Source organism: Kitasatospora sp. NBC_01266, assembly GCF_036242395.1.
Classification (GTDB): Bacteria; Actinomycetota; Actinomycetes; order Streptomycetales; family Streptomycetaceae; genus Kitasatospora.
Genome location: NZ_CP108458.1, coordinates 5,268,992 through 5,295,320, shown reverse-complemented (window position 1 = coordinate 5,295,320; position 26,329 = coordinate 5,268,992). Strand labels below are relative to the sequence as shown.

General features: G+C 73.9%; 18 protein-coding genes. 4 read left to right on the top strand and 14 right to left on the bottom strand.

What is annotated here, in order from left to right; translation table 11 throughout:
• The first annotated feature begins 36 nt into the window (after window positions 1-36).
• Window positions 37-1,368: an ABC1 kinase family protein gene (locus OG403_RS23170; RefSeq protein ID WP_329567398.1), complete on the top strand. Its 1,332-nt coding sequence runs from the start codon at window positions 37-39 to the stop codon at window positions 1,366-1,368.
• Between the two features lie 150 nt (window positions 1,369-1,518).
• Here the strand turns inward: OG403_RS23170 and OG403_RS23165 are convergent, their stop codons facing one another.
• The 4 genes from OG403_RS23165 to OG403_RS23150 all read right to left on the bottom strand — a co-directional run bounded on the left by OG403_RS23165 (window position 1,519) and on the right by OG403_RS23150 (window position 5,493).
• Entirely contained in the window at window positions 1,519-1,749 is a 231-nt protein-coding gene (locus OG403_RS23165; RefSeq protein ID WP_329567396.1) for a hypothetical protein, read from the bottom strand.
• Between the two features lie 146 nt (window positions 1,750-1,895).
• Window positions 1,896-2,255, bottom strand: a complete 360-nt coding sequence (locus tag OG403_RS23160) for a WhiB family transcriptional regulator (protein WP_329572479.1) — start codon at window positions 2,253-2,255, stop codon at window positions 1,896-1,898.
• Window positions 2,256-2,435: 180 nt separating this feature from the next.
• Window positions 2,436-2,915 carry a hypothetical protein gene (locus OG403_RS23155; RefSeq protein WP_329567394.1) on the bottom strand — a complete coding sequence of 160 codons (480 nt, stop codon included), beginning with the start codon at window positions 2,913-2,915 and terminating at the stop codon, window positions 2,436-2,438.
• A gap of 235 nt (window positions 2,916-3,150) precedes the next feature.
• Complete coding sequence (locus OG403_RS23150; RefSeq protein ID WP_442910962.1) at window positions 3,151-5,493, bottom strand: ATP-dependent DNA helicase UvrD2; 2,343 nt, start codon at window positions 5,491-5,493, stop codon at window positions 3,151-3,153.
• A 246-nt stretch (window positions 5,494-5,739) separates the two neighbouring features.
• On the opposite strand from OG403_RS23150, the gene OG403_RS23145 reads away from it, so the two are divergent.
• Entirely contained in the window at window positions 5,740-5,994 is a 255-nt protein-coding gene (locus OG403_RS23145; RefSeq protein ID WP_329567392.1) for a mycoredoxin, read from the top strand.
• Window positions 5,995-6,093: 99 nt separating this feature from the next.
• Here the strand turns inward: OG403_RS23145 and OG403_RS23140 are convergent, their stop codons facing one another.
• From OG403_RS23140 to OG403_RS23115, 6 genes are all read right to left on the bottom strand, one after another.
• Window positions 6,094-6,924 carry a GntR family transcriptional regulator gene (locus OG403_RS23140; RefSeq protein WP_329567390.1) on the bottom strand — a complete coding sequence of 277 codons (831 nt, stop codon included), beginning with the start codon at window positions 6,922-6,924 and terminating at the stop codon, window positions 6,094-6,096.
• Between the two features lie 218 nt (window positions 6,925-7,142).
• Window positions 7,143-8,084 carry an NAD(+) diphosphatase gene (gene nudC / locus OG403_RS23135; RefSeq protein ID WP_329567388.1) on the bottom strand — a complete coding sequence of 314 codons (942 nt, stop codon included), beginning with the start codon at window positions 8,082-8,084 and terminating at the stop codon, window positions 7,143-7,145.
• Between the two features lie 28 nt (window positions 8,085-8,112).
• Window positions 8,113-9,525 (bottom strand): dipeptidase, encoded by a 1,413-nt coding sequence (locus OG403_RS23130; RefSeq protein WP_329567386.1) that lies wholly within the window; start codon window positions 9,523-9,525, stop codon window positions 8,113-8,115.
• A gap of 86 nt (window positions 9,526-9,611) precedes the next feature.
• Entirely contained in the window at window positions 9,612-12,413 is a 2,802-nt protein-coding gene (locus OG403_RS23125) for an FtsX-like permease family protein (RefSeq protein ID WP_329567384.1), read from the bottom strand.
• A complete protein-coding gene (locus tag OG403_RS23120) occupies window positions 12,413-13,183 on the bottom strand; it encodes an ABC transporter ATP-binding protein (protein ID WP_329567383.1) in 771 nt (256 codons plus the stop codon). Before OG403_RS23120 ends, OG403_RS23125 begins: the two co-directional genes overlap by 1 nt.
• 8 nt (window positions 13,184-13,191) lie before the next feature.
• Complete coding sequence (locus tag OG403_RS23115; protein ID WP_329567381.1) at window positions 13,192-13,794, bottom strand: PadR family transcriptional regulator; 603 nt, start codon at window positions 13,792-13,794, stop codon at window positions 13,192-13,194.
• Window positions 13,795-13,865: 71 nt separating this feature from the next.
• Here OG403_RS23115 and OG403_RS23110 point away from each other — a divergent pair, with 71 nt between their 5' ends.
• Entirely contained in the window at window positions 13,866-14,837 is a 972-nt protein-coding gene (locus tag OG403_RS23110) for an endonuclease/exonuclease/phosphatase family protein (protein WP_329567380.1), read from the top strand.
• Window positions 14,838-14,918: 81 nt separating this feature from the next.
• Here the strand turns inward: OG403_RS23110 and OG403_RS23105 are convergent, their stop codons facing one another.
• The 4 genes from OG403_RS23105 to OG403_RS23090 all read right to left on the bottom strand — a co-directional run bounded on the left by OG403_RS23105 (window position 14,919) and on the right by OG403_RS23090 (window position 23,468).
• Complete coding sequence (locus tag OG403_RS23105; protein ID WP_329567379.1) at window positions 14,919-16,130, bottom strand: PP2C family protein-serine/threonine phosphatase; 1,212 nt, start codon at window positions 16,128-16,130, stop codon at window positions 14,919-14,921.
• A 195-nt stretch (window positions 16,131-16,325) separates the two neighbouring features.
• Window positions 16,326-19,526, bottom strand: coding sequence for an ATP-dependent DNA helicase (locus tag OG403_RS23100; RefSeq protein ID WP_329567377.1), 3,201 nt, complete (start codon window positions 19,524-19,526; stop codon window positions 16,326-16,328).
• Between the two features lie 34 nt (window positions 19,527-19,560).
• Window positions 19,561-22,920, bottom strand: a complete 3,360-nt coding sequence (locus OG403_RS23095; RefSeq protein WP_329567374.1) for an ATP-dependent helicase — start codon at window positions 22,918-22,920, stop codon at window positions 19,561-19,563.
• Window positions 22,921-23,075: 155 nt separating this feature from the next.
• Entirely contained in the window at window positions 23,076-23,468 is a 393-nt protein-coding gene (locus OG403_RS23090; protein ID WP_442910961.1) for an MGMT family protein, read from the bottom strand.
• A gap of 124 nt (window positions 23,469-23,592) precedes the next feature.
• On the opposite strand from OG403_RS23090, the gene OG403_RS23085 reads away from it, so the two are divergent.
• On the top strand, window positions 23,593-26,277 hold the full coding sequence (locus tag OG403_RS23085; protein ID WP_329567370.1) for a lysylphosphatidylglycerol synthase transmembrane domain-containing protein: 2,685 nt from the start codon (window positions 23,593-23,595) through the stop codon (window positions 26,275-26,277).
• Window positions 26,278-26,329 lie beyond the last annotated feature (52 nt).

Below are 26,329 nucleotides of genomic sequence, written 5' to 3'. Positions count from 1 at the left end.
GGTCGCTGTCGGCGCACGTTCGAATGGGAGGCCCTGGTGAGCGATCTTCCGCGCAAGGCTGTGACCCGCACGGCAAGGCTCGCCGCCCTGCCGTTGGGGATAGCGGGGCGGGCCACGCTCGGGCTGGGCAAGCGGATCGGCGGCCGGTCGGCCGATGTCGTCACCGCCGAACTCCAGCAGGCCACCGCCGACCAGCTCTTCAAGGTCCTCGGTGAACTGAAGGGCGGCGCGATGAAGTTCGGGCAGGTCCTGTCGGTGTTCGAGGCCGCCCTGCCGGAAGAGGTGGCCGGACCTTACCGGGCCGCCCTGACGAAGCTTCAGGACGCGGCTCCGCCGATGCCGGCCGCCAGCGTGCACACCGCGCTGGCCGAGCGGCTCGGGCGGGACTGGCGGGCCAACTTCCGCAGCTTCGACGACCGTCCGGCCGCCGCAGCCTCGATCGGGCAGGTGCACCGGGCGATCTGGCAGGACGGGCGGCGGGTCGCGGTCAAGGTCCAGTACCCCGGGGCCGGCGAGGCGCTGCTCTCCGACCTCGCCCAGCTCAGCAGGGTGGCCTGGCTGCTCGGCCCGCTGATCCCCGGGCTGGACATCAAGCCGCTGATCACCGAACTGCGCAGCCGGGTCGCCGAGGAGCTGGACTACGCCCTGGAGGCCGAGGCCCAGCGGGTGCACGCCGAGGAGTTCGCCGACGATCCGGACATCACGGTGCCGGCCGTGGTCGCCCAGGCCGACCAGGTGCTGGTGACCGAGTGGCTGGACGGCACCCCGCTGGCCGAGGTGATCACCGGCGGCGGCAGGGCCGAGCGCGACCGGGCCGGGCACCTGCTGGCCAGGTTCCTGTTCGCCGGCCCGGCCCGGACCGGGCTACTGCACGCCGACCCGCACCCGGGCAACTTCCGCCTCCTGAAGGACGACGGCCCCGCCAGTGGCTGGCGGCTCGGGGTGATGGACTTCGGCACCGTCGACCGGCTTCCCGGCGGGCTGCCCGCGCCGATCGGCGACTCGCTGCGGATGGCGCTGGCCGGGGACGCGGTCGGGGTGCTCGACATGCTGCGGGCCGAGGGCTTCGTGAAGCCGACCATCGCACTCGACCCGGACGCCGTGCTGGACTACCTGCGCCCGATCATCGAACCCGCCGCGGTGGACGACTTCCACTTCACCCGGGCCTGGATGCGCGCCCAGGCCGCCCGGATCGCCGATCCCCGCTCGCCCGCCTACAACCTCGGCAAGCAGCTCAACCTGCCCCCGGACTACCTGCTGATCCACCGGGTCACCCTGAGCACCATCGGCGTCCTGTGCCAACTCGGCGCCCAGGCCCCGTTCCGCAACGAGATGCTCACCTGGCTTCCCGGCTTCGCCAAGGACTGAGCCGGGCCGCCGGCCGAACACCGGGCGGACCGGGGCGGACCAGGTCGGCCGACCGCAGACGACGTCCCCGCACGCAGCTGTGCCCGGCCCCGTGGTGGGGGCCGGGCACAGCTGCGTCAGGGAGCCGCCGGCTCTGGCGCTGACCTCAGGTCAGAGCACCGCCGAGGCAAGGGCCTTGCGGGCCCGCAGCGAGGCCCGCTCGGCCTTGCGCCGCAACCGGACGGCACGGGCCAAGCGTTGGTCCTCAGCCTCCTGGAGGCGTTCTTGCATATGGGCACGGGCCAGGTTTTCTTGCATGAGATGCATCTCAAGGGTCCTGTTCTGGATCGAGAGTTCAGTGGTCTGCTCGGCGCGGACGCTGGGCCCTGCGGTGATCGCCATGTCGTGGTCCTGCTCGTGGTGCGTGGTCGGGTAGGGGGTCTGTACCGCCGCATCAGCCTGGGCAAGGGCAGTGCGGACGGAGTGGCGCAGTGCGCCGTCCGCCGGGGGGCATTCCCGGTGGACTGTCGCTGCTCGGTGCGCCGGTTTCATGCCATGACCTCGGTCTTGCGCGGGCGGCCACGGGGCCGCTTGCGGGCCACCACGACACCCTGGACGAACAGCTCGCCACCCCAGACACCCCACGGCTCGCGGCGGTCGAGGGCGCCGGCCAGGCAGGCCTCCTTGACCGGGCAGGTGCCGCAGAGGGACTTCGCGTACTCGACGTCAGCGGGCGTCTCGGCGAAGAAGACCTCGGGGTCGAAGGAACGGCAGGGGATGGGAGCGCCGAGAGTCTCGGCGTCGTCGAGCGCGGTGATCTGCATGAGAGAGCCTTCCGGAGGAGGGAACTGAGCGGGCGCGGCCTGGGTCGGCGTTGTCGGCGGTACGGACGGGAGGGGCGGTGTGATGACCGTGGACACTGTGGGCGTCTTCCTCGTCTTGGTTGTGGTTCCGGTCCAGCTGACTGGTGGGGCTGGACCGGAGGCCCCGAGGGGCCTGGTGGTCTGTCGTACCGGACAAAACAGAAGGGCCGCGGATCCCGGTGTACGGGTTCCGCGGCCCTGGAGTGGTGCCGACCTGAGGCGTCCTCAGGTTCGCTCTCTCCAGGGTTCAGGCCCGCGGAAGGCCCGGATCCGGATGGCCTTGGCGCCGATAAAGGCGACCTTGGCCTGGTTGATCAGCTGCTCGTCCTGCTTCTGGGTGGCTCCGGCACCGGCGACCAGCAGATAGGCGCCATGCTTGGCCGCCGCTTCCACTGCCTTCGGTGCCTTGGTCGGTCGCTCATCGCGCATCACGGGCGAGCAGGCGACGACCGGGGCCCAGCCGAGGGACAGACCGCTCTCGACACCCGTCCCCGCGGCGCTACCGGAGAGCACGCCGGTGCGCAGGGCACCAGGGGCTCCGGTCGCAACGACACGGGTGGCGTCGAGACCCAGACCGCCGCGAACACCTGACAGCGAGACACCGTCGATCAGGGCACCGGTCGTGCGGGCACCCTGGACGGAGAGACGCGAGCAAGCGGAAACAGCGGTCTGGCCAGTCACTGTGGTGTTCATCTGGATCGTCACTGTCTTCGCCTCCTCTCGGCGTCTCGCGGTGCCCAGTTCCCCGGGCTCCGATGTTCGGATGTTCGGTCGGTCCTACTGTCCTGCGGTGGAGCTGCTCTGCCCTGCGGCAGAGGTGAAGCAGGTCATGCGGTGGTACGCAGGGGAAAGCCGCTCCAGGAAGGTTCCCGATCGGCTTCGCGGCCTCGTCCCCTTGACCGCTCCGGCAGGCTATTGCGCATCATGCACAGCGCGCAAACTATTTTTCCGGCGAGTTTCGGGACAGGTCCCGGGGCCCTTCGGACGGCTCCCCCGGCAGCTCCTGCGGAGCCTGCTCCGCGTCATCCGCGGCGAGGTCGCCGACGGCTTCACCCGAGAGGTCGTCCGCCTCGGCGGCCTGCTCCTCATCGGGGTCTTCCCCCGCGCACAACGACAGCACAGCGGCCCCGTACTTGTCCAGCTTCATGGCACCGACCCCGGAGATCAGGCTCAGTTCACCGGTGCTGGTGGGAGCGTCCTCGGCGATCGCCATCAGGGTCGCGTCGGTGAAGACCACGTAGGCCGGCACGCCCTGCTCCCTGGCCCGAGCGGACCGCCACTCGCGCAAGCGCTCGTAGAGGCCCTCGTCCATCGTGGAGGGGCAGTCCTCGCAGCGGCGCAGCTTGCGCTCGACCGCCTCGGTCAGGGTGCGCCCGCAGACCCGGCACTTGACCGGCCCGCGCGGCGCACGGCGCTGCGCCGAGCGCTCCGCCCCGCCTTCCGCACCACCGCGCCCGCCGGACGAGCGCCCGGCGCCCGCGGCCGAGCCCGGGCGCAGCCCGTCCAGGAACCGGCTCGGCTTGCGGCTGGCCCGCCCGCCGGGCGAGCGCGACAGCGCCCAGGAGAGCGAGAGGTGCTCGCGCGCCCTGGTCACCCCGACGTAGAGCAGTCGGCGTTCCTCCTCCAACTGCTCGTCGGTCTTGGCGTAGATGATCGGCAGGGTGCCCTCGGTCAGGCCGACCAGGAAGACGGCGTCCCACTCCAGGCCCTTGGCGGCGTGCAGCGAGGCGAGGGTGACCCCCTCCACCGCGGGGGCGTGCTGGGCGGCGGCCCGGGCGTCCAGCTCGGCCACGTAGGCGGCCAGGTCGCCCGGCTCACCGGCGGCCAGTCGGGCCGCCTCGAACTCCTCGGCGAGGCGGACCAGTGCGGCCAGGGACTCCCACCGCTCGCGCACCGCGCCGGAGCCGGCCGGTGCGGTGGCGGTGAAGCCGCGGGTGGCGAGCACGGCGCGGACCTGGGCGGCGAGGTCGGGTGCGTCGGCGGTCAGCGGATCGTTGCCGGCCCGGGCGGCCCCGCGCAGCAGCAGGCCCGCCTCGCGCACCTCGGGACGCTCGAAGAACCGCTCGGCGCCCTTGAGTTGGTAGGACAGGCCCAGGTCGGCCAGCGCCTGCTCGTAGACCTCGGACTGGCCGTTGGTCCGGAACAGCACGGCGATCTCACTGGCCCGCACCCCCCGGGCGAGCAGCTCCTTGATCCGGTGCGCGGTGCTCTCGGCCTCGGTGGGCTCGTCCGCGTACTCGGTGTAGACCGGCTCGGGGCCCGCCGGACGCTGCGAGACCAGCTCGAGGCGGTGCCGGGCGGCCGCGCCGCGGGCCTGCGCGAGCAGCCCGTTGGCCAGGTGCACCACCTGCGGGGTGGAACGGTAGTCGCGGATCAGCTTCACCACGGTGGCATCGGGGTGCTTGACCCGGAAGTTCAACAGGTAGTCGGGGGTGGCGCCGGTGAAGGAGTAGATGGTCTGGCTGGCGTCGCCGACCACGCACAGGCTGGCGCCCGAGCCGCCGCCGGTCCACTGGTCGAGCAGCCGCTGCTGGAGCGGCGAGACGTCCTGGTACTCGTCGACGGTGAAGTGCCGGTACTGGGCGCGGACCCGCTCGGCGATCTCGGGGCGGTCCTCCAGGATGGCGGCGGTCAGCAGCAGCACGTCCTCGAAGTCGATGACGTTGCGGTCGCGCTTGGTCTGCTCGTAGGTCGCGTAGACCCGGGCGATCTCGGCCGGGTCGCGGGGCGCGTCGCGGCCCGCCTTGGCCACCGCGACCGGATAGTCGTCCGGCACGATCTGGGTGACCTTGGCCCACTCGATCTCGCCGGTCAGGTCGCGCAGCTCGGTGCGCTGGACCCGCAGCCCGCTGCGGCCGGCCGCCTCGGCGACCAGCTGCACCTTGCGCTCCAGCAGCCGCGGCACCTCGCCGCCGACCGCGCGCGGCCAGAAGTACTGGAGCTGGCGCAGCGCGGCGGCGTGGAAGGTCCGGGCCTGCACGCCGTCGGCCCCGAGCTGGCGCAGCCGGCCGCGCATCTCACCCGCCGCCCGCGCGGTGAAGGTGACGGCCAGCACCTGCTGCGGCTGGAAGACACCGCTGCGCACCCCGTAGGCGATCCGGTGGGTGATCGCCCTGGTCTTGCCCGTGCCGGCGCCCGCGAGCACGCAGACGGGCCCGTGCAGGGCGGTGGCGACGGCCCGCTGCTCCGGGTCGAGCCCGGCCAGCACGGCGTCCGGGTCGGCCGGGCGGGCGCCGTAGCCGCCGGGGCCACCCTGGGAGTCGATCGACAGCTCTTCCTGCATGGGCTCCATCCTCTCAGCCCGGCGGGCCGACCGGCCCGGTCCGGACATCCTGGCAGGAATCGCCGACAAGCCGCCCCGAGTTGTCCACAGGCCCGGTACGACGATCGGCCCGCTCTTCGGCGGTGCCCGCACGGCCACCCCGCACGGCCACCCCGCACGACCACCGGAATGCACCCGGCCTCGCGTACGTTGTGCAGCGCGAGACCCACCCTTGGCGAACCACCCCGCGACGAAGGAGCCCTTTCGATGTCCGGCAGCGTGACGATGTACAGCACGACCTGGTGCGGCTACTGCCAGCGGCTGAAGAGCCAGCTCACCCGCGAGGGCATCGGCTACGACGAGATCAACATCGAGCAGGACCCGGAGTCCGCGAAGTTCGTCGAGTCGGTCAACGACGGCAACCAGACGGTCCCGACCGTCCTGGTGGTCAGCGCCAGCGGCGAGCGCACCGTGATGACCAACCCGAGCCTGCGCCAGGTCCAGTCCGCCCTCGCCGCCTGACGGACCAACGGCCGCGAGCCGGTGGCGGGCATCCGGCCGCGATTCAGCCGCGCCGGGCCCGCCACTCGGCGGCGGGCATCCGGCGGACCGCGGCCGGCCTCACGGCAGCGGCCGCGCCGTCAGTTCGCCCAGCCCGTAGACCAGTCGGCAGCGGTCGGCCGAGTACCGGCTCTCGATCACCCGCACCGGCCCGCGGCGGTCGTAGGTGACCCGGGTCTGCACCAGCAGCGGGACACCCGGGCCGCCCTGGAACCACTGCGCCTCCTCGGGGCCCGGCATCCGGGAGACCAACTGGTCCACCGCGCCGATCTCGATCCGCCCGAGCGCCGCCAGCACCGCCTCGTCCCCGCCCGGCACCGGATCGGGCTCCATCAGCGCGGTGCCGGCCGCGACCCCGGCCCGGTAGTGGCTCTCCTCGATCGAGTAGGGCTCGCGGTCCATCAGCCGCAGCTGCCGGCGGACCACCACCGCCTCCCCGGGCCGCAGGCCGAGCCGCTCGGCCACGTCCACCCGGGCCCGCACGATCAGCATCTCGAACTCGGCCGTCAGCGCCCGCCCCGCTGCCTCGGCCTCGGCCGTGTAGACCTCGCTGGGCGCGGCCAGACCGTCCCGCTGGGCCGGCAGCAGCGGCTCGCCGGCCACTTGGCCGGTAGGCCCGGCCACCGGTGGGCCGAAGGCCCGGTGGTCCAGCACCGGATGCTCGCGCAGGAAGGTGCCCTTGCCCTGCAGCCGGACCAGCCGCCCCTCGTTGACCAGCACGTCCACCGCCAGGCGCACGGTGTTGCGGGCCACGCCGTACTGCTGCTCCAGTTCGGACTCCACGGGCAGCGCGGTATCGCCGGGCCACTCTCCGGCCGCGATCCGCCGGCGCAGGTCGGCGGCCAGTCGTTGGTACTTGGGGGACGGAACGCTTCCACTGGAGATGGTCACTCCGGAAATGTAGCGATTCCGCCCAGACTCTCTCAGCTAAACCGACCATAATGGGCCATGATTGCCCACCCGACAATCGGCCTCCGGGTCACCGGAACCGCGCTGACCTGGCCTGATACCGGGCATAACGACCTGGCTGGGCAGCCGGTGGAAGTTGATGGCAGAGCCCGACAAAGGGGGGCGCGGATTAATTTCCGCACGCCCCCCTGCCATTTCCGCTACCAGCGCGCGGTGCTCGGCATCGGGCCGCCGTACCAGCGCTCGATCAGGTGCCGGGCGATCGAGATCCCCGACGGCGGCAGGATCTCCCCGGACTCCATCCCGGCCCGCAGCTCCTCGCGGGAGAACCAGCGCGCCTCGGCCAGCTCCTCGCCGTCCACCGTGATCTCGGTGCCGCCCGGCTCGGCCCGGCCGACGAAGCCGAGCATCAGGCTGGCCGGGAACGGCCAGGGCTGGCTGGCCACATAGGCGACCTCGCCGACCCGCACCCCGGCCTCCTCGAAGACCTCGCGGGCCACCGCCTGCTCGATCGACTCACCCGGCTCGACGAACCCGGCCAGGGTGGACCAGCGGCCCTCCGGCCAGAGCGCCTGGCGACCCAGCAGGCAGCGGTCCTGCTCATCGGTGATCATCATGATCACCGCCGGGTCGGTGCGCGGGTAGTGCTCGGCCGCGCAGGAGGTGCAGCGGCGCAGGTGGCCGGCGCCCGCCTTCTCGGTCGGGTGCCCGCAGCGGGAGCAGAAGCTGTGCAGCCGGTGCCAGTGCTCCAGGGCCACCGCATGCACCAGCAGGCCCGCGTCGCGGTCCGACAGGGTGCCGCCGACCTCGCGCAGCCCGGCCGGGCGGGCGTCGCCGTCCAGCCGGCCGGGCAGGCTCTCGCCGGCCAGCGCGAAGTAGGAGACACCGTCGTCGTCGGTGCCCAGGAAGTACCGGTCCCCGGTCTGCGGTGCCTCGAAGGAGGGCAGCAGGACCAGCTCGGCGCCCCGGTCGGTGTCCACCACGAAGGCCTCGCCGCCGGAGATCGGCAGCACCTTCGTACTGGGGTGGCTCCAGGCGGCGGCCAGCCAGGGCTCGTCCAGCCGGTGCTGCGCGGCCCGGTCGACCCCGGCCCGGGCCAGGGCGAGCCGCGGCGGCGTTTCGGTCTCAGGCAAGGTGCTCATTGGTCGGTCCGTCCCCGATCACAGATCTTCAGTGGTCCCCGGCCGCCGGCCGGTAGTTCTCGGCCAGGTCGCCCCAGAGGTAGGCGGCCGCCTCCACGCCCTTGCGCAGCAGATCCAGCTCGACCTTCTCGTTCACCGAGTGCCAGCCGTCGGAGGGCACCGAGATACCGAGGAAGAGCACCGGCGCCCCGAGCACGTCCTGCAGGTCGGCCGCTGGCCCGGACCCGCCCTCGCGGGTGAAGAGGATCTCCTGCTCGAAAGCCCGCTCCATCGCCCGCACGGTGGACCGCAGCGCCGGGTGGTCCAGCGGGGTCAGGCAGGGGCGGGTGGCCGCGCGGAAGGTGATCTCGTGCCGGATGCCGGCCGGCAGCTGTGCGGCCACCCAGTCGGCGATGGCCTGCTCGACCCGCTCGGTGTCCTGGCCGGCCACCAGCCGGAAGGAGATCTTCAGGTGCGCCTGGGCGGGCACGATGGTCTTGCTGCCGGGGCCGGTGTAGCCGCCCCAGATCCCGTTGACCTCGGCGGTCGGCCGGGCCCAGACCCGTTCCAGGGTCGAGTAGCCGGCCTCGCCCTGGGTGCCGTGCGACTTGGCGGTCGTCAGCCAGGCCGCCTCGTCGAAGGGCAGCTTCGCGAAGAGCTCGCGCTCCCGCTCGGTCAGCTCGATCACGCCGTCGTAGAAGCCGGGCACCGCGACCCGCCGGTCGCCGTCGTGCAGCGCGGCGGCGAGTTCGGCCGCGGTGGTCGCCGGGTTGGGCACGGCGCCGCCGAAGGAGCCGGAGTGGATGTCGCTGTCCGGACCGAACAGGTCGATCTGGCAGTCGGCCTTGCCGCGCATCCCGGTGCAGATGGTGGGGGTGCTCTCGCTCCACATCCCGGTGTCCGAGACGAAGACCAGGTCGGCGGTGAGCCGCGACGCCTCGCGACGCAGCAGCGCGCCGAAGTTCGGCGAGCCGGACTCCTCCTCGCCCTCGATCAGCAGCTTGAGGTTGACGGCCGGCGAGGTGCGCCCGGTGGCGGCCAGGTGGGCGCGCAGGCCGAGCGTGTGGAAGAAGACCTGGCCCTTGTCGTCGGCCGCGCCCCGCGCGTACAGCCGGTTGCCGACCACCACCGGCTCGAACGGCTCGGTGTCCCAGCCGTCCGCCTTGGCGGCCGGCTGGACGTCGTGGTGGCCGTAGAGCAGCACGGTCGGCGCGTCGGCCTCGCCCGAGGGCCACTCGGCGAAGACCGCCGGCAAGCCGTCGGTCTCCCAGACCTCCGCCACCGGGAACCCCGTCTCCCGCAGCTTCGCCACCAGCCAGTCGGCCGATCGGCGGACGTCGCCCGCCCGCTCCGGATCCGCCCCGATCGAGGGGATCCGGAGCCAGTCGGTGAGGTCCGCCAGAAAGGCGGCCTCGTGCTGATCGATGAAGGAGCGGACGGCGCTGTCCGGGGTTTTCGTCATGCGGACGACTTTAGTTCGCCGGGCCCGCCGCGCGTCGCTGTGGTCCGCGCCCCGGGACCACAGCGACGTGTAACCTCCGTCACCCGCTACCCGGCACGCCGCAGCAGCGTGATCCGCGAGCGGGTCAGCACGGTGGCCAGCAGCACGGCCAGCACCGGCAGCCCGACCAGGGTCATCGCGATTGTCGTCCAGGGGAAGGCGATCACCGTGTGCGAGTGGTCCATCGGCGAGGAGGCCATCCCCTGGACCCGTCGCAACGCCACCGCCGGCACCGTCCCGCAGACCGTGCCGAGCACCGCGCCCATCGCCGCGATCACCCCGCACTGGAAGCCGGAGAGCGTGCGCCGGATCCGCGGCTCCGCACCGACCGCGGCCAGCGTGGTCAGGTCCTGCTGCGAGTCGGCGGAGGCCAGACCGGTGGCGATGCCCGCCGCGCCCAGCGCCACCAGGACGGCGAAGCCGGTCAGGCCGAGCTCGATCAGGCTGTGCTGCTGCTGGTAGCCGCGTTCGACGTAGAAGTTCCCGCTCTGCGCGGTGACGGCCGCGAGCTGGGCACGGGCGTGCTGCTCGGCGGCCGAGGTCGGCATCGCGCTCGGCAGCCAGACCGAGCCGGCGTCGACGGTGTCCAGCCCGAGCCGGGCAGCGGTCTGCGGGGTCATGAACATCCCCACGGGCGGGTTCGGCAGCGGCCTCAGCACGGCGTCCGCCGTGACCTCGTGGCTCGGTGGTGTCTTCGAGAAGTCCTCCGGGGTCTGCGCGTCCTGCGGATAGGGATCCTGGAGGCGGATGAAGGCCTTCCCGTCCTGGAACAACTTCTGGTCGAAGACCAGCACCCGGCCGTCGGCCGCGGCCTGCTCGGCGACGCTGTCGGGCAGGTTCAGCAGGTTGTGCAGGACGGTGGCGTCACCGATCACGACCGAACCGAAGGAACTGCCGTACAGCGGCCCCTCCTCGCAGCGCGGGTCGCCCACGTCCGGACCGTGGTTCGGGTCGTCGTCCAGCGGGCAGCGCTGTGCCGGTGACGGCTCGGCCATCACCTGACCGCACCGGTCGGCGGTCGCGGCGCAGCCGGCCGGGTAACGCACGGTCCGGACGTCGGCGCGGGGCCCGAGGGCCGGGATGGAGCGCTCGACGGCAGCCCGCTGGTCGGCCAGGACCGCCGGGCCGCCGCTCTTGGCGTTGAAGCTGGCGAAGCTCAGGCTCACCGACTTGCTCGGTCCCGACGGCTCGTAGGACTGCCGGTCCGCCTCGTCGGCGCTCGCGGTGTAGATGCCCACCGCGACCGCCCCGGCCACCGCCGCCATCACGGCGGCCACCGCCGGCGCGGTCCGGCCGCGGTGCCGCACCGAGTCGCGCAGCGCCAGCCGGGGGCCCAGCGGCAGCCAGCGGCCCAGCTTGCCGAAGAGGCCGACCACCATCGGGGTGCAGGCGACCATGCCCAGCTCCGCGAGCATCGAGCCGCCGAGCACCGCCGTGCTGCGGCTGCCCAGCCCGCGGGTCGCGCCGAGCAGCGCGAGCGCCGCCCCGCCGCCCACCATCAGCAAGCCGAGCGCGGTGAGCCGCTTGGACGGCGGCTTGACCCCGCCACGGCCGGTGAGCGCGGCCACCACGTCCTGCCGGGAGGCCTGGATCGCCGGTACGACGGCCGCGAGCAGCCCGGTGACCAGGCCGATCGCGATGATGCCGAGCACGTCGAGCGGGACCACTCGCAACTCACCGAAGCGTCGGCCGGCCAGCGGCTCGGTCCACGGCCGGGTGACCGCCACCAGCAGCACGGCCAGCAGCACACCGATCGCCGCCCCGGCCAGGCCCAGCACCACCCCGCCGCCCAGCACCACCGCGCGCACCTGCGCCCGGTCGCCGCCGGCGGCGGCCAGCAGCCCCAGCTGCCGCCGGGAGCGCCGGGCCCCGACGGCGAAGGCGGGGCCCGCGAGCAGCACGATCTCCAGCAGGGCCATGCCGGCGACGGTGACCAGCATCACCACCACGGTCTGGTCGAGGCGGCCACCGTGCGGCTCGCTGTCCTGCTTGACGTAGTACGGCACCTGGGAACGGGCCGGCGGGTGCAGCACCACGCTGCGCGAAGTGGCCGCGAAGCCGTACTGGTTCAGCTCCTGCACCTTGGCCCAGTCGACGGTGGCGCCGGCCGGCAGTCGCACCAGCCAACTGCTCGCCGAGCCGGTACCCGGGCCGGCGTCCGAGGACTGCCCGCCGCCCAGCACGCCCGGGCGGGCGACCACGGCGTCGAGATCGAGCTGGTCCGGGTACTCGGCCACGCCGGTGATGGTGAACGGCGCATCGCCCAGGCCCTGCAGCTTCGTGGTGCCGCCGAGCTTCAGCCCGGAGTCCTTCAGGAAGTTCTGGGTGACGGCGATCTGGTGGGCGTCCACCGGGGCCCGGCCGCGGACCAGGTTGAGCCTGCCGTGCCAGATCGGGTCGGTCAGGTCGGCCTCGGCCGCCTCGGTCGGCAGGATCCCCGTGGCGCTGGTGGCCTGCAGCTGCTGATTCTCCACCAGCGGGACCAGCACCGAGCCGGTCGGCAGCAGTTGGGCGGCCAGCGCGGCCGGATCGGTCTGCCGGCTGCGCTGTTGCTGCTGAGCGGTGGCCGGCGTGCCGGACGGATCGTCGAACTCGCCGTCGCCGGCGAACGGCGCCTGGATGATGGTGCCGCCGCGCATGTGCGATTCGAGCAGCAGGTCGGCGCGGCCCAGCTCGCGGTCGGCCCGCTCGGCGGCGGTCAGGGTGCTGCTGCGGTAGACCACGTCGATACCCGTGACGCCGAGCACCGGCAGCGCGATCATGGCCAGCACCAGCAGGCTGCGGCCCTTGGCCCGCAGCGCGTCGCGGCGGGCGATCCGCAGCGCGACCTTCCACGCCCCGGGCCTCATCACGACTCCGGCCGATCAAGGCTGTTGGTGGCCGCGGTGACCAGCAGCGATTCGGCGTTCTGCCGACCGGTCTCGTCGACCAGGCGGCCGTCGCGCAGGAAGACCACGCGGTCGGCCCAGGCGGCGTGCCGCGGCTCGTGGGTGACCATCATCGCGGCCGCCCCCGCGTCGCAGCGCGCCCGCAGCACCGCCAGCACCGACTCACCCGTGGTCGAGTCCAGCGCGCCGGTCGGCTCGTCCGCCAGCACCAGCCGCCGGTCCCCGATCAGCGCCCGCGCGATCGCCACCCGCTGCTGCTGGCCACCCGACATGTCGTCGGGGAAGCGATCCGCCAACTCCCCGATCCCGACCTCCTCCAGCGCCGCCTGCGCCTCACGCCGCGCCGCCCGGGTCGAGATCCCGTCCAACTCCCGGGGCAGCATGATGTTCTCCGCCGCCGTCAACGCCGGTATCAGGTTGTAGTCCTGGAACACGTACCCGATCGCCCGCCGCCGCACCTGCGCCAAGCCCCGCCGCGACAGCTCCCCCAGCGAACGCCCCTCCACCACCACCCGCCCCGCACTGGGGCTGTCCAGGCCACCCGCCAAGGTCAGCAAGGTCGACTTGCCGGACCCCGACGGGCCCATCACCGCCACGAACTCCCCTGGATAGACCCGCAGATCCACTCCACGCAACGCCTGGACCTGAGCCTCGCCCTGGCCGTGTACCCGGGACACCTGGTCCAGTTCCAGCACGGGCTCGGTACGGTCGGGAAACCGAGTGTCGTTCAACGTTCCCCCTAGTGTTGCTTGGATCGGCGCCGCGCGGGCGCCTCGGAAGTCGCGGCCGCGGCGCTCTGCCGCTCGCGGTGGTTGGCCAGCCGGGTCTCGCAGTGGTCCAGCCAGCGGACCTCGGCCTCGGCCTGGAAGATCAGCTGCTCCAGCACCAGCAGCCAGGCCAGCTCGGCTCCCTGGGCGCCGGCGGCACTCTCGCCCGCCAGCGCCCGGGCCTTGAGCCGGGTGTAGTCCTGCAGCGCCTGGATGCTGTGCCGGCGCTGCGCCTGGACGACCGCGTGCACGTCCACCCCGGGCACGGTCACCGCCATCGCGAGCTTGATCGCCAGCTCGTCCCTGGGCGGGTTGGTCCGCGGCACCGGTGTGTCGAACCAGGCGCGCAGCTCCTCGCGTCCCTTCTCGGTGACCGCGTAGAAGAGGTGCCCCTCCTCGTCCTCACCGTCCGGGACGACCAGGCCGTCCCGCTCCAGTCGGCCGAGCGTGGTGTAGACCTGACCGACGTTCAACGGCCAGGTGGCACCGGTCCTGGCTTCGAACTCGACGCGCAACTGGTAGCCGTAACGGGGTCCCTGGTCGAGCAGGGCGAGCAGACCGTGTCTGATGGACATACCAGGTATGTATACCCGGTATGCAGCCCAGTCTCAAGCTTGCCGACCCGGCTGGCGTACCGTCACCAGATGTGAGCCCGCTACGCATCGCCACCTTCAACCTGCTGCACGGCCAGCCGCTGGCCGCCGACGGCAGCCCGCTGCCCTACCCGGAACAGGCGGCGGAGCCGCTCCACGAGGCGATCGCCGCGCTGGACGCCGACGTGCTGGCGCTCCAGGAGGTGGACCGGTACCAGCAGCGCTCCGGCCTGAGCGACCAGAGCGCGGTGGCCGCCCGGGCGATGGGCGCCGCCGACTGGCGGTTCGCCGCCGCGCTGCACGGGCGCCCCGCACCGGTGGCCGGCTGGCTGCGCGACCCGGCGGTGCCGGGTCTGCGGGTCTACGGCCCGCAGGACGTGGACACCGCCACCGAACTGCCCTCCTACGGCACCACGCTGCTCACCCGGCTGCCGGTGCGGCACTGGCGGGCCCGGCGGTTCGCCCCCGCCCCGTTCGGGTTGCCGCTGCGGGTGGCCGGGCGACGCGGGCTGACCCCGGTGCCGGACGAGCCGCGAGCGGCGCTGGCGGCCGTCCTGGAGGGTGACCGCGGCCCGTTCACCGTGGTCGCCACCCACCTGTCCTTCGTGCCCGGCTGGAACATGGCCCAGCTGGCCGGCATCCGGCGCTGGATCGCCGACCTGCCGCGCCCCTACCTGGTGCTCGGTGACTTCAACCTGGTCGGCCCGGTGCCGCGCACCGTGCTGGGCGGGGCCACCGCGCTGGACCGCGCGCCCGGCACCCGGCACCGTCCGCGCGAGCCGCGGGCCCTGCGTCGCCAGCGCCCGCTGCCCGGCGCGCGCCGCCGCCCGGGCCGCGAGGGCTCGCCGCAGCTGCGCGGCTGGCACGACCTGGCCCGCACCCCCACCTACCCCTCGCACCGCCCCGCGGTGCAGTTCGACCACGTGCTGGCGGTGGGGGTGCCGCGCACCGCGGTGGGCACCGTCACGGCGCCGCGGGTCGGGGTCTCGGACCACCGGCCGCTGCTGGTCGAGGTGGAGCTGTGACCCGCCGCCCCGCCCCGGACCGCCGCTGACCCGCCGCCCCGCCCCGGACCGCCGCTGACCCGCCGCCCCGGCCCGGGCCGGCTACTGGCGGGCCAGCCGGCCGTTCTGGTGCGGCAGCTGCTGCGGCCCGCCGTTCGGCGCGGGCTCGTACTGGAGCAGCAGCATCGCCGCGTCGTCCCCGAGCTGCCGGCCGACGTGCCGCACCACGTCCGCGTGCAGCCGCTCCAGCACGTCCACCGGACCGCCGGCCGCGCAGCCGGGCAGCCGCTCGGCCAGCGGATAGAACCGGCCCGCCCGGTCCCTGGCCTCGATCACGCCGTCGGTGAAGAGCAGCACCCGGTCGCCGGGCTCGAACGGCACCCGCTGCACCGGCGGCGCCACGTCCGCCGGGTCGAGCACGCCCAGCGGCGGCACCGTCTCGGCCAGCTCCAGCGCCCGCACCACGCCGTCGGCGCGCAGCAGCAGCGGCGCGGGGTGGCCGCAGTTGACGATCTCGGCGGTGCCGTCCGGAGCCACCCCGATCAGCACCAGGGTGACGAACTCCTCCTCCACCCCGGGGTGCTCGTGCTCGTGCAGCGCGCGGTCCAGGCTGACGGCCAGCCAGCCGGCCACCTTGTCCAGCGCCGGCTCCTGGTGCGCGGCCTCGCGGAAGGCACCGAGCACGGCGGCGGCGGTCTCCACCGCGCTCAGGCCCTTGCCGCGCACGTCGCCGACCACCGCGCGCACCCCGTGCCGGGTGTTGACCACCTCGTAGAGGTCGCCGCCGATCCGGGCGTGCGCGGCGGCGGCCGCGTAGTGCACGGCGGCCCGCACACTGCCCACCCGGTCCGGCACCGAGCGCAGCAGCACCCGGCGGGCGATCTCGGCGACCAGCTGGGCATCGGCCAGCGCCTGCTCCTGGCGGACCCGCAGCGTGGCGCTGACCCAGCTGATCGCGGTGACCAGGGCGATCGCGAAGACGGTGGCGCTGTGCACCGACTCGCCGAGCACGTGGTTGTAGGCGGCCAGGCCGAAGGCGGCGAACTCGGCCAGGAAGCCGGTCAGGATCGGGTACCAGACCCGGCGGCTGACGATCGCCGCCAGCGCGGGTACGGCGGTGAGGGCCGGCTCGACCGTCACCTCGATGGTGCTGAAGTAGTCCAGGCAGACCACCAGCGCCATGCCGATGAACGGCAGGGCCAGGGCCGTCCTGGGCCAGGTGCCCGTCGGGCCGACGGTCGCCGGGCCCCGGGCCGGACCGGCGAACCGGTCTGCGAACCAACCGGTCGCGCTCGACTTCCCAGTGGCGCTCAACTCAGGTGTCTCCAGCAGAAGGCGCCCGGTGCTCGCTGAGCACCTGCGGCAATGACCGAGGGTGAGGGGCGGGGGTCCGTCCGGCGGCCGAACAGCCGCGGGTGACCGGTTACCGACCCCACAATAGGCGCGAAACGTGCACGACGCATCGGTTTCGCGCGACTCCGTGACGGGTTGGATGCTCTCTGTGACCTATTAGTCACTCTTCCCGACCAGAAGCGTTTCCAACGCAATCCGGCCAGGAAGTCCTGCCGGTCTTTCGATCCGGCCGCTGCGGATGTAGCAGAACGCCGCGGTGACCTGCTCCAGCGGCAGACCCCGCTGCTCGGCCCAGGCGAGCCGGTAGATGGCCAGCTGAAGCGGATCGGCGTCCTCCTGGTGGCCGGTTTTCCAGTCCACCACCTCGTAACGATAGCCATCCGGTGACCCAGCGTCGTCGTCACGCTCGCGGTACACCGCGTCGATCCGGCCGCGCACCACCCGGCCGGCGAGCACCACCTGGACCGGGGCCTCCACCCGGTAGGGCCGCCGGTGCGCGTACGGGCCGCGCAGGAAGGCCTCCTTGAGCCGTTCCAGATCGCGCTCGTCCTCGATCCCGTCGTCCGCCGCGTCCTCGGGACCCAGCAGCGCGTCCGGTTCGAGCAGCGGCAGCGGGGCGTACTGCGCCTGGATCCAGGCATGGAACCGGGTGCCGCGCCGGGCCGGACCGGCCGGCGGGCGGGGCAGCGGGCGGGCCAGCTCCTGGGCCAGGCCGTCCGGGTCGGCGGCCAGCCGCATCAGCTGGGTGGCGGAGAGCGCGGGGGGCAGCGGCACGGCGCGCTCGGTGCGCCGGGCGCGCTCCAGCTCACCGAGCAGCGCACCCAGGTCGCGGTCCCAGGAGTCCACCTGCCGCTGCTCCTCCGGCGCGAGCTGCTCGGGCGCGGGCACCGGGGCGCCGGCCAGCCGGGCGCCGATCACCTGGGCCACCCGGCGGCGGGCCAGCTGGGCGCCCGGGTCCAGCGGCAGCGGCCACGGGGTCTCGCCGGCCGGGCGCAGCGCCGGGTTCTCGGCCTCCTCGACCGGCGGTTCGGCCCAGTGCTCGACCTCACCGGCGCCCGGGAGCTCGGCGTGCGCGCGCAGCGCCTCCAGGTACTCGGAGGGACCGCGCCGGGTGCTCTGGGTCGGGCCCCACCAGTGGCCGCCGGCCAGCAGCAGCGAGCGCGGGCGGGTCACGGCGACGTAGCCCAGGCGCAGCTCCTCGGTGCCGGTCTGGTCCTTGAGGGCCGCCTTGAAGGCGTTCATGCCCTTGGCCGTCCAGTCGGCCACGTCCGGCAGGGTGGCCGCGTCGCCGCGCAGCGGATAGGGCAGGACCGCGCGGCGGCTGGTCCAGCGCTCCCGGCCGCGGGCGCTCGGGAAGGCGCCCTTGACCAGTCCTGGCAGTGCGACCACGTCCCACTCCAGCCCCTTGGACTTGTGCACGGTGAGCACCTTCACGGTGTCCTCGCCGCCGGGCAGGCTGCTGTCCAGTCCCCGGTCGTACTCCTCGGCGGCCCGCAGGAAGGCCAGGAAGGCGGACAGGCCCGGGTCGCCGTCCAGGTCGGCGAAGCCGGCCGCGACGTCCAGGAAGGCATTCAGGGTCTCCCTGCGCCGGGCGGCCAGCGCCAGCGGGGAAGCGGAGAGCTCGACGTCCAGGCCGGTGGCGACGAGCACCCGGTGCAGCACGTCCATCAGCGGCTCGGCCAGCGCCCGGCGCAGGTCGCGGATCTCCCGGGCGAGGTAGGCGAAGCGGGTGCGGGCCTGGGGCGAGAAGGGCAGCTCGTCCGGCTGCTCACCGGGGTTGCCGAAGGTCTCCAGCGCGTCGCAGAGCGAGACCACCTCGGTCGGATCGGTCTCCGCGACGGCGGCGCTCAGGGCGTCGCCGCCGTCCGCGCGGGCGGTACGGACCAGCGCGGCGGCACGCCGGCCGAGCAGCGCCAGGTCGCGCGGACCGATCCGCCAGCGCGGGCCGATCAGCAGCCGGACCAGCGCGGCGTTGGCCGTCGGGTCCTGCAGCACCTCGCAGACCGCCACCAGGTCGGCCACCTCGGGCAGTTGGAGCAGGCCGCCCAGGCCCACCACCTCGACCGGGACCTCGCGGGCCACCAGCGCGGCATGGATGTCGGGGAAGGCCGCGCCACCGCGGCAGAGCACCGCGATCGAGCCGGGCGCGGTGCCGGTGCGGACCAGGTGGGCGATCGAGTCGGCCAGCCAGTCGATCTCCTCGGCGTGGGTGGGCAGCAGGGCGACCCGGACCAGGCCGTCCCGCTCCGCGCCCGGGGCCGGGCGCAGCGCCTCGACGCCGTGGTGCCGGTCCCGCAGCGGAGCGGCCAGCTCATTGGCGAAGGCCAGCAGGCGACCGCCGCTGCGGCGGTTCTCGCTGAGCGCGTAGCGGGCGCCCGGGCCGCCGTCGGCCTTGGGGAAGTGGGCCGGGAAGTCGTCCAGGTTGGCCACCGAGGCGCCGCGCCAGCCGTAGATCGCCTGGCAGGGGTCGCCGACGGCGGTGACCGGGTGGCCGCCGGGGTAGGCCGGGGTGGCGCCGAAGAGGCCGGCCAGCAGCAGGCGCTGGGCGACCGAGGTGTCCTGGTACTCGTCGAGCAGCACCACCTGGTACTGCTCGCGCAGCAGTCGGCCGACCTCCGGGCGCTGCTGGGCGAGCCGGGCCGAGGCGGCTATCTGGTCGCCGAAGTCCAGCAGGCCGGCCGCACGCTTGCGGCGGCGGTACTCCTCGACCAGGGTGAGCAGCTGCTGCCGGCCCTGCGCGGCCTCGGGGACGTCCCGCAGGTCCTGGTTGGTCAGCTTGGCGGCGGCCAGGTCGTCCAGCAGCGCGCTGTCGAAGGCGCGCAGCACGGCGGGCTCCACCAGGTGCTCGGCCAGCTCGGAGTCGAGCGCGGTCAGTTCGCTCACCAGGGCCGTGAACCGGTCCCTGAGGTGCGGGAACGGGCCGCGTGCCGACCGCAGCACCCGGGCCGCCAACTGGAAGCGGGTGGCATCGGCGAGCAGCCGGACGTCCGGCTCGATGCCGATCCGCAGGCCGTGCTCCTTGAGCAGCCGGCCGGCGAAGGCGTGGTACGTGGAGATCTCCGGCTCTCCCTCGACCGCCGCGTCCTCGCGCAGGCCGGCCCGGGCCAGCGCGGTGCGCACCCGCTCGGCCAGCTCGGCGGCCGCCTTGTTGGTGAAGGTCAGCCCGAGCACCTGCTCGGGCCGCACCGCCCCCGAGCCGACCAGCCAGACCACCCGGGCGGCCATCACCGTGGTCTTCCCCGACCCGGCCCCGGCCACGATCACGGCAGGCTCCAGCGGGGCGCCGATGGCGAGCATCTGCTCCCGGTTGAAGGGGATGCCGAGCAGCTCCTTGAGCTGGTCGGGGTGGCTGAGCATGGGGACACGGTAGCCGGGGGCGCCGACAGAGCGCCTAGTCGATCAGCTGGCGTCCGTCGCGCTGGGCGGAGCAGCTGCGCTTGAAGGTGCAGGTGCCGCAGGCCTCGCCGGTGGTGGGGACGAAGCGCTCGGCCAGCACCCGGCCCGCCGCGTCGGCGAGCAGGTTCTCGATCCACGGCTCGCCCTCGGGGGGCGGCTGGTGCTGGACCTTCGGGGCGTCCGGGAGCTTCTTGTCCTCGAAGCGCAGCTGGACCAGCTCGGCTCCGCCCACCGGCGGGCGCTCGTTCACCAGGTCGTCCAGCGCCCCCTCGCGGACCGCCAGTTGGTAGACCGCCAGCTGCTTGTGCTCCGGCAGCGACCGGTCGCTCGGCGCCCGCTTGCCGGTCTTGAAGTCGACCACGTAGGCGCGGCCGACCCCGTCCTGCTCGACCCGGTCCATCACGCCGCGGATCCGCACCGCCAGCCCGCCGACCGGCAGCGTCAGGTCGAAGTCGTGCTCGGTGGCCAGCGTGGTGCGCCCGCGTTCCAGCACGTGCCAGTGCAGGAACCGCTCCAGGGCGGCCCTGGCCTGCCCCTTCTCCTGGGCCGACTTCCAGGGGGCGTCGAAGGCCAGCGCGTCCCAAACCGTGTCCAGCCGCTCCAGCAGCACGGCGAGGTCGGCCGGCGTGCGCCCGGAGCCCACCTCGTCGGCCAGCGCGTGCAGCACGTTGCCGAAGCCCTGGGCGCCGGAGGTGGCGGTCTGCGCGTTGACCTCCTTGACCAGGAACCACTGCAGCGAGCAGGCGTCGAGCTGCTCCAGACCGCTGCCGGAGAGCTGCACCGGGCGGTCCGGCTCGCGCAGCGGCACCGGGTTGCTGGTCGGCTCGACCATCCCCCACCACCGGTCGGGGTGGGCGGCGGGCACCAGCGGCGTGCCGTCCTCGCCGCGCGCGGCGGCCAGCGTGGCCAGCCGCTCGGCGGCGGTGCGGCGCAGCTCGGGCGAGCGGGCCGGGTCGACGGTGACCGCGCGCAGCTCGGCGACCAGGGCGGCGATGGACAGCGGGCGGCGCGGGCGGTGGGTGACGTCCTCGACGGTGACCTCGGGGGTGCGGCGCAGCACCTTACCGCTGCGGAGCTCGAGCTGCTCGCGGTAGAGCTCGCGCAGGAAGCGGGAGGGCTCGTCGCCGTCCTCGGCCGGGGCCTTGACGGCGGTCACGATCAGGCGCTCCTTGGCCCGGGTGGCGGCCACGTAGAAGAGGCGGCGTTCCTCGGCGAGCAGGGCGCCCGGGGTGAGCGGCTCGGCCAGGCCGTCGCGGCCGATCCGGTCGGCCTCCAGGAGCGAACCGCGGCGGCGCAGGTCGGGCCAGAGCCCCTCCTGGACCCCGGCCACCACGACCAGGCGCCACTCCAGGCCCTTGGAACGGTGCGCGGTCATCAGGCGGACCGCCTCGGGGCGGGTGGTGCGCACCGTCAGGGTGTCGGCGGCGATGTCCTGGGCCTCGACCTCGGCGAGCAGGTCCAGGGCGCCGCGGTGGCCGGTGACCTGGTCCTCGGCGCGGGCGGCGGTCTCGAAGAGCGCGCAGAGCGCGTCCAGGTCGCGGTCGGCGTTGCGGCCCACGGCACCGCCGCGCAGCGCGGCCCGCTCCAGCCGCTCACGCCAGCGGGGGCTGCCGTCCCAGAGGTCCCAGAGCGCCTCCTCGGCGGTACCGCCGCCGGCCAGCCGGTCGCGCACCTTGCGCAGCAGCATGCCGAGCTCGCGGGCGCGGCGGGCGGGCGGCAGGTCGAGGGTGACCAGCTGCTCGGGGTGGGCGAGCGCCTCGCGGACCAGCTCGTCCGAGGGGCGCACCAGCGCGGCCGGGCGCCGCCGGCCCGCCTCGTCGGCCACCGCCAGGACCGCGGTCCGCTCCTCCTCGCGCAGCGCCCGCCCCAGGCGGCGCAGGTCGGAGCCGTCCAGACCGCCGAGCGGCCCGGTCAGCAGGGTGTGGGCGAACTCCACGGTGAGCGGATCCGGTGCCTCGTCCGCACCAGCTACCTCGGAAGTCGACCGGTCCGACTTCTGCCACACCGCTCCCTCCGCGCAGACCCGCAGCGCGAGCAGCAGCGGCACCACGGCTGGCTCCTCGCGCAGCGGCAGGTCGTCGCCGTCTATCTCCAGCGGGACGCCGGCCGCGCTCAGCGCCCGCCGCACCCCGGGGATGGCCCGTGCGCCGGCCCGCACCAGCACCGCCATCTCGCCCCACGGCACACCGTCCTCCAGGTGCGCGCGGCGCAGCAGGTCGGCGATGCTCTCCAGCTCCGCCCCCGGGGTGGGGTACGTGTAGATCTCCACCCTCCCGTCGCGCCCCGCCCGCCCGGGCAGCAGGGCCCGGTGCTCGGCCAGCTTCCGGGCCGGCAGCCGGCCCATCGGCATCCGGCCGGCCAGCTCGCGCGAGGCCGCCAGCAGCGTCGGCGCCGAGCGGCGCGAGACCCGCAGCACCTTGACCTCGGCCGGTCGGCCGTCGCGGCGGCGGAACTGCTCGGGGAAGTCCAGGATGCCGTTCACGTCGGCGCCCCGGAACGCGTAGATCGACTGGTCCGGATCACCCACCGCGACCAGGTCCCGCCCGCCGCCCGCCAGCTGCCGCAGCAGCCGCACCTGGGCCGGGTCGGTGTCCTGGTACTCGTCCACGAAGACCACGTCGTAGCGGGCGGCCAGGTCCTCGCCGGCCCCGTCGGCCCCACCGGTCCGCTCGGCGAGCAGCACCGCGCGGTGCACCAGTTCCGCGTAGTCCAGCACCCCGCGCAGATCGAGCACGTCCAGGTACTCGGCCAGGAAGTGCGCGGCAGCCGCCCAGTCGGGCCGCTGGACACCTTGCGCGAACTGGGCCAGCTCGGCCTCGCCGAGTCCCAGCTCGCGGCTGCGGGCCAGCACCGCGCGCACCTCGTCGGCGAAGCCGCGGGTGGTCAGACAGGCCCGCAGGTCCAGCGGCCAGCTGATCCGGGAACGGCCGGCCGCCGCGTCCTGGGCACCGCCGGCCAGCAGCTCGCGCACCATCACGTCCTGCTCGGGCCCGGAGAGCAGCCGCAGCGGCTCGGCGAACCGCTCGGGCTCCTGGTGGGCGCGGAGCAGCGCGTAGCAGAAGGAGTGGAAGGTGGTGGCCTGCGGTGCCGCGGCCAGCCGCACCGCCATCCGGTCGCGCAGCTCCATCGCGGCCTTGCGGCTGAAGGTGAGCACCAGGATCCGCTCGGGATCGGTGCCCCGCTCGACCCGCCGGGCCACCGCCTCGACCAGCGTGGTGGTCTTGCCGGTGCCGGGCCCCGCGAGCACGAGCAGCGGACCGCCCGCGTGCTCGGCCACCGCGCGCTGGTACTCGTCCAGCACGGGTGGCTCGGGCGTCGCGAGCGGGCTGCGCACCAAGCGGTAGGGGGAGGCCACGGAAGTCCTGCGGGTCGGCGGCGAAGTTCTGAGAGGTCCCCTTGAAGAGGAGGCAGTCTTAGAGCCTACGAGATCCACCGGCGTGCGCGGGAACGGGTGCGCCCGCGCATGGTCCGCCGAGGCGTTCGGCGAGGCAGGATGCTGGTGTGCCCGTACTACCGACCATCCCAGCGGGCCTGCCGCAGGTCCACCCGCGGGAGGTCCTCCGCCGCCTGCGAACCCCTGGCCGGGCCTCGCCCCGCGGTGCTGCGCAGCGGCGTCCCCTCCTGCCGGTAGGCGGCCAGCGCCCGCTGTTCGTGGCCCGGCAGCAGCGCGCCGTCCGCCCGGATCACCCGCCACCAGGCGACCGTGCCGCCGTAGCGGGCCATCACCGTGCCGACCTGGCGCGGCCCGCCCTGCTCCAGGTACTCGGCGACATCCCCGTACGTCATGACCCGGCCAGGCGGGATACGGTCGACCAGTTCGAGCACCAGCTCGGCGAACGGGGGCAGGTCGACGGGAGGGCGAGGGCCCGCGCTGTTGTCCGTCACTCGGGCATTCTTGCCCATCCGGACCAGTCACGGAGCACCTGCGGAGGATTCGCCGCGCCCGGTCCGGCCCCTGTCCGGCGACCAGTCGCCGGGCATGCCACCATCTTCGGGGCGGTGAGTGGTGATACGAGGACAAGACCAGATGACCGGGACGGTTGACGTGGATGTGGACGAGGGCGCCGGCGAACCCGGCTCCGCGCTCCCCCCCGCCGAGGAGCCCAAGGTCTCGCTGGTGAAGCGCACGCCGCCGCGACGGCGCCGGCCGCCGCAGGCCGCGCCGGAGCAGCCGGTCCCGGTCCCGGTGTCCGTCCCGGTGCCGGTCCCGACGTCAGCGTCAGCGGCGGAGGACGACGAGGACGGCGATCGCCTCGCGGTGGACGAGCCGCTGCTCGCCGCCCGCGCGCACCGCCCCTCCGATCTGATCCGCTTCGTGGCCGGCCTGCTCGGCATCGTCGCGGTCTTCGTCATCGCGAGCATCGCGACCCAGACCACCAGCGGCATCGCGACCGACATCCAGACCAACGTGAAGAACGTGGCGCCCTGGCTGACCACCGTGCTCGGCCTGGTCTCCACCGTCGCGGTGCTGACCGTGCCGCTGGCCTTCGCGGTCGAACGGCTGATCAAACGCGACGGCCTGCGGGTCGCCGACGGCGTGCTCGCCTCGGTGCTGGCCTACGGCGTGACGCTGGCGGTGGACTGGTGGGTGGCCGAAGGCGCCTCGCAGACCATCCGCACCGCGCTGACCAAGCTGCCGGAGAACGGCGGGCCGATCACCGAACCGGTGCACGGGTACCTGGCTCCGGTGATCGCCTATATGACGGCGGTCGGCATGGTGAGCCGACCGCGCTGGCGGCTGGCGCTCTGGTCCGTGGTGCTGCTCAGCGGCGCCACCGAGCTGATCAGCAACGAGACCACCCCGCTCTCGCTGCTGCTGACCGTGCTGATCGGCTGGTCGGTGGCCTGCGGCACGCTCTACGCGATCGGCTCGCCGAACATCCGGCCGACCGGTCAGCACCTGATGCTCGGCCTGCGCCGGCTCGGTTTCACGCCGCGCAACGCGCACCGGGCACCGGACGCCCCCGGCGGCACCCGGCGCTACTTCGTGAACCAGCAGGACAGCCCCGCGCTGGACGTCCACATCATCGACCGCGAGCAGCAGGCCTCCGGCTTCTTCTACCGGGTCTGGCGCCGCGCGCTGCTTCGCTCGGTGGCGGTGCGGCGCAGCCCGCAGTCGCTGCGCCAGGCGCTGGAGCAGGAGGCGCTGATCGCCTACGCCGCCGCTGCGGCCGGTGCCCACGCCCCGCAGCTGGTGGCCACCTCCGAGCTGGGCCCGGACGCGGCGGTCCTGGTCTACGAGAAGGTCGAGGGTCGCACCCTCGACGAGCTGCCCGACGAGCAGATCACCGACGAGGTGATGGGCTCGTTCTGGGAGTCGGTCGGTGCCCTGCACCAGCGCCGGATCGCGCACCGCCGGCTGACCGGCGAGTCGCTGCTGGTGGTGGACGAGAAGATGGGCACCCTGGTCAACCTCTCCGGTGGCGACATCGCGGCCGGCGACCTGACCCTGCGGATCGACGTCGCGCAGCTGCTGACCACCTTCGCGCTGCGGATCGGCCCCGAGCGCTCGGTCGCCGTCGCCAACCGGGTGCTGGGTGCCGAGAAGATGGCAGCCGCGCTGCCGCTGCTGCAGCCGGTCGGCCTGAGCCGGCAGACCCGTGCCGACCTGGCCAAGCAGGCCAAGGAGCGCAAGGCCGCCGCGCAGGCGCTGGCCCTCGAACAGGTGGCCGCGGGCGAGAAGACACGGGCGGAGGCCGAGGAGGACATCGCGGCGGCCGGCGAGGATCTGCTGAGCCGGATCCGCGGCCGGATCCTGGAGATCGCCCCGGAGGCCCCGCTGGCTCCGGCCAAGCTGGAGCGCCTCAAGCCGAAGACGCTCATCACGGTGATCGCGCTGGCCTTCGCCGGTTATCTGGCGGTCACCACGATCCAGCCGGGTCAGCTGAAGCTCTCCCACATGAACTGGGCCTGGGCCGCCGTGGCGCTGGCCTGCGCCGCCGCCAGCTACGTCGCCGCGGCGATGAGCCTGACCGGCTTCGTGCCCGAGCGGCTGCCGTTCCGGCGGACGGTGGCGGCGCAGCTGGCCGGCTCCTTCGTGAAGCTGGTGGCCCCGGCGGCGATCGGCGGCATCGCGCTCAACACCCGCTACCTGCAGAAACAGGGCGTGCGACCCGGGCAGGCGGTGGCCAGCGTGGGTGCCTCGCAGCTGGCGGGCCTGGGCGGACACCTGGCACTGCTGTTCTGCTTCGGCCTGATCACCGGCAGCCAGGGCAGCAGCGACATCGGCAACGAGCGCGCGGTGATCATCGGTGTGCTGACGGCGGCGGTGCTGGCCCTGGTGATCGCGGCGGTCGGGCCGATGCGGCGGTTCGTGGTGACCCGGGTCCGCTCGCTCTTCTTCGGCGTGGTGCCCCGGATGCTCGACCTGATGCAGACGCCCAGCAAGCTGGTGACGGGCTTCGGCGGCATCCTGCTGCTCACCCTGGCCTTCACCGCCTGCCTGGACGCCTCGATCAAGGCCTTCGGCGGCTCGATGAACTTCGCGGCCGTCGCGGTGGTCTTCCTGACCGCCAACGCGGCCGGGTCCGCCGTGCCGACCCCAGGCGGGATCGGCGCGATCGAAGGTGCGCTGATCTTCGCGCTGACCCTCGCGCTGCCCGCCGCCACCGCCACCTCGGCGGTCTTCCTGTTCCGGGCGCTCACCTTCTGGCTGCCGGTGCTGCCCGGCTGGATCGCCTACAGCTATCTGCAGCGCAAGGGCTCGCTGTAAGCGACGCGGCAGCCGGCGGCAGAACGCGCGGGAGGCCGGCCCCACGGCGGGG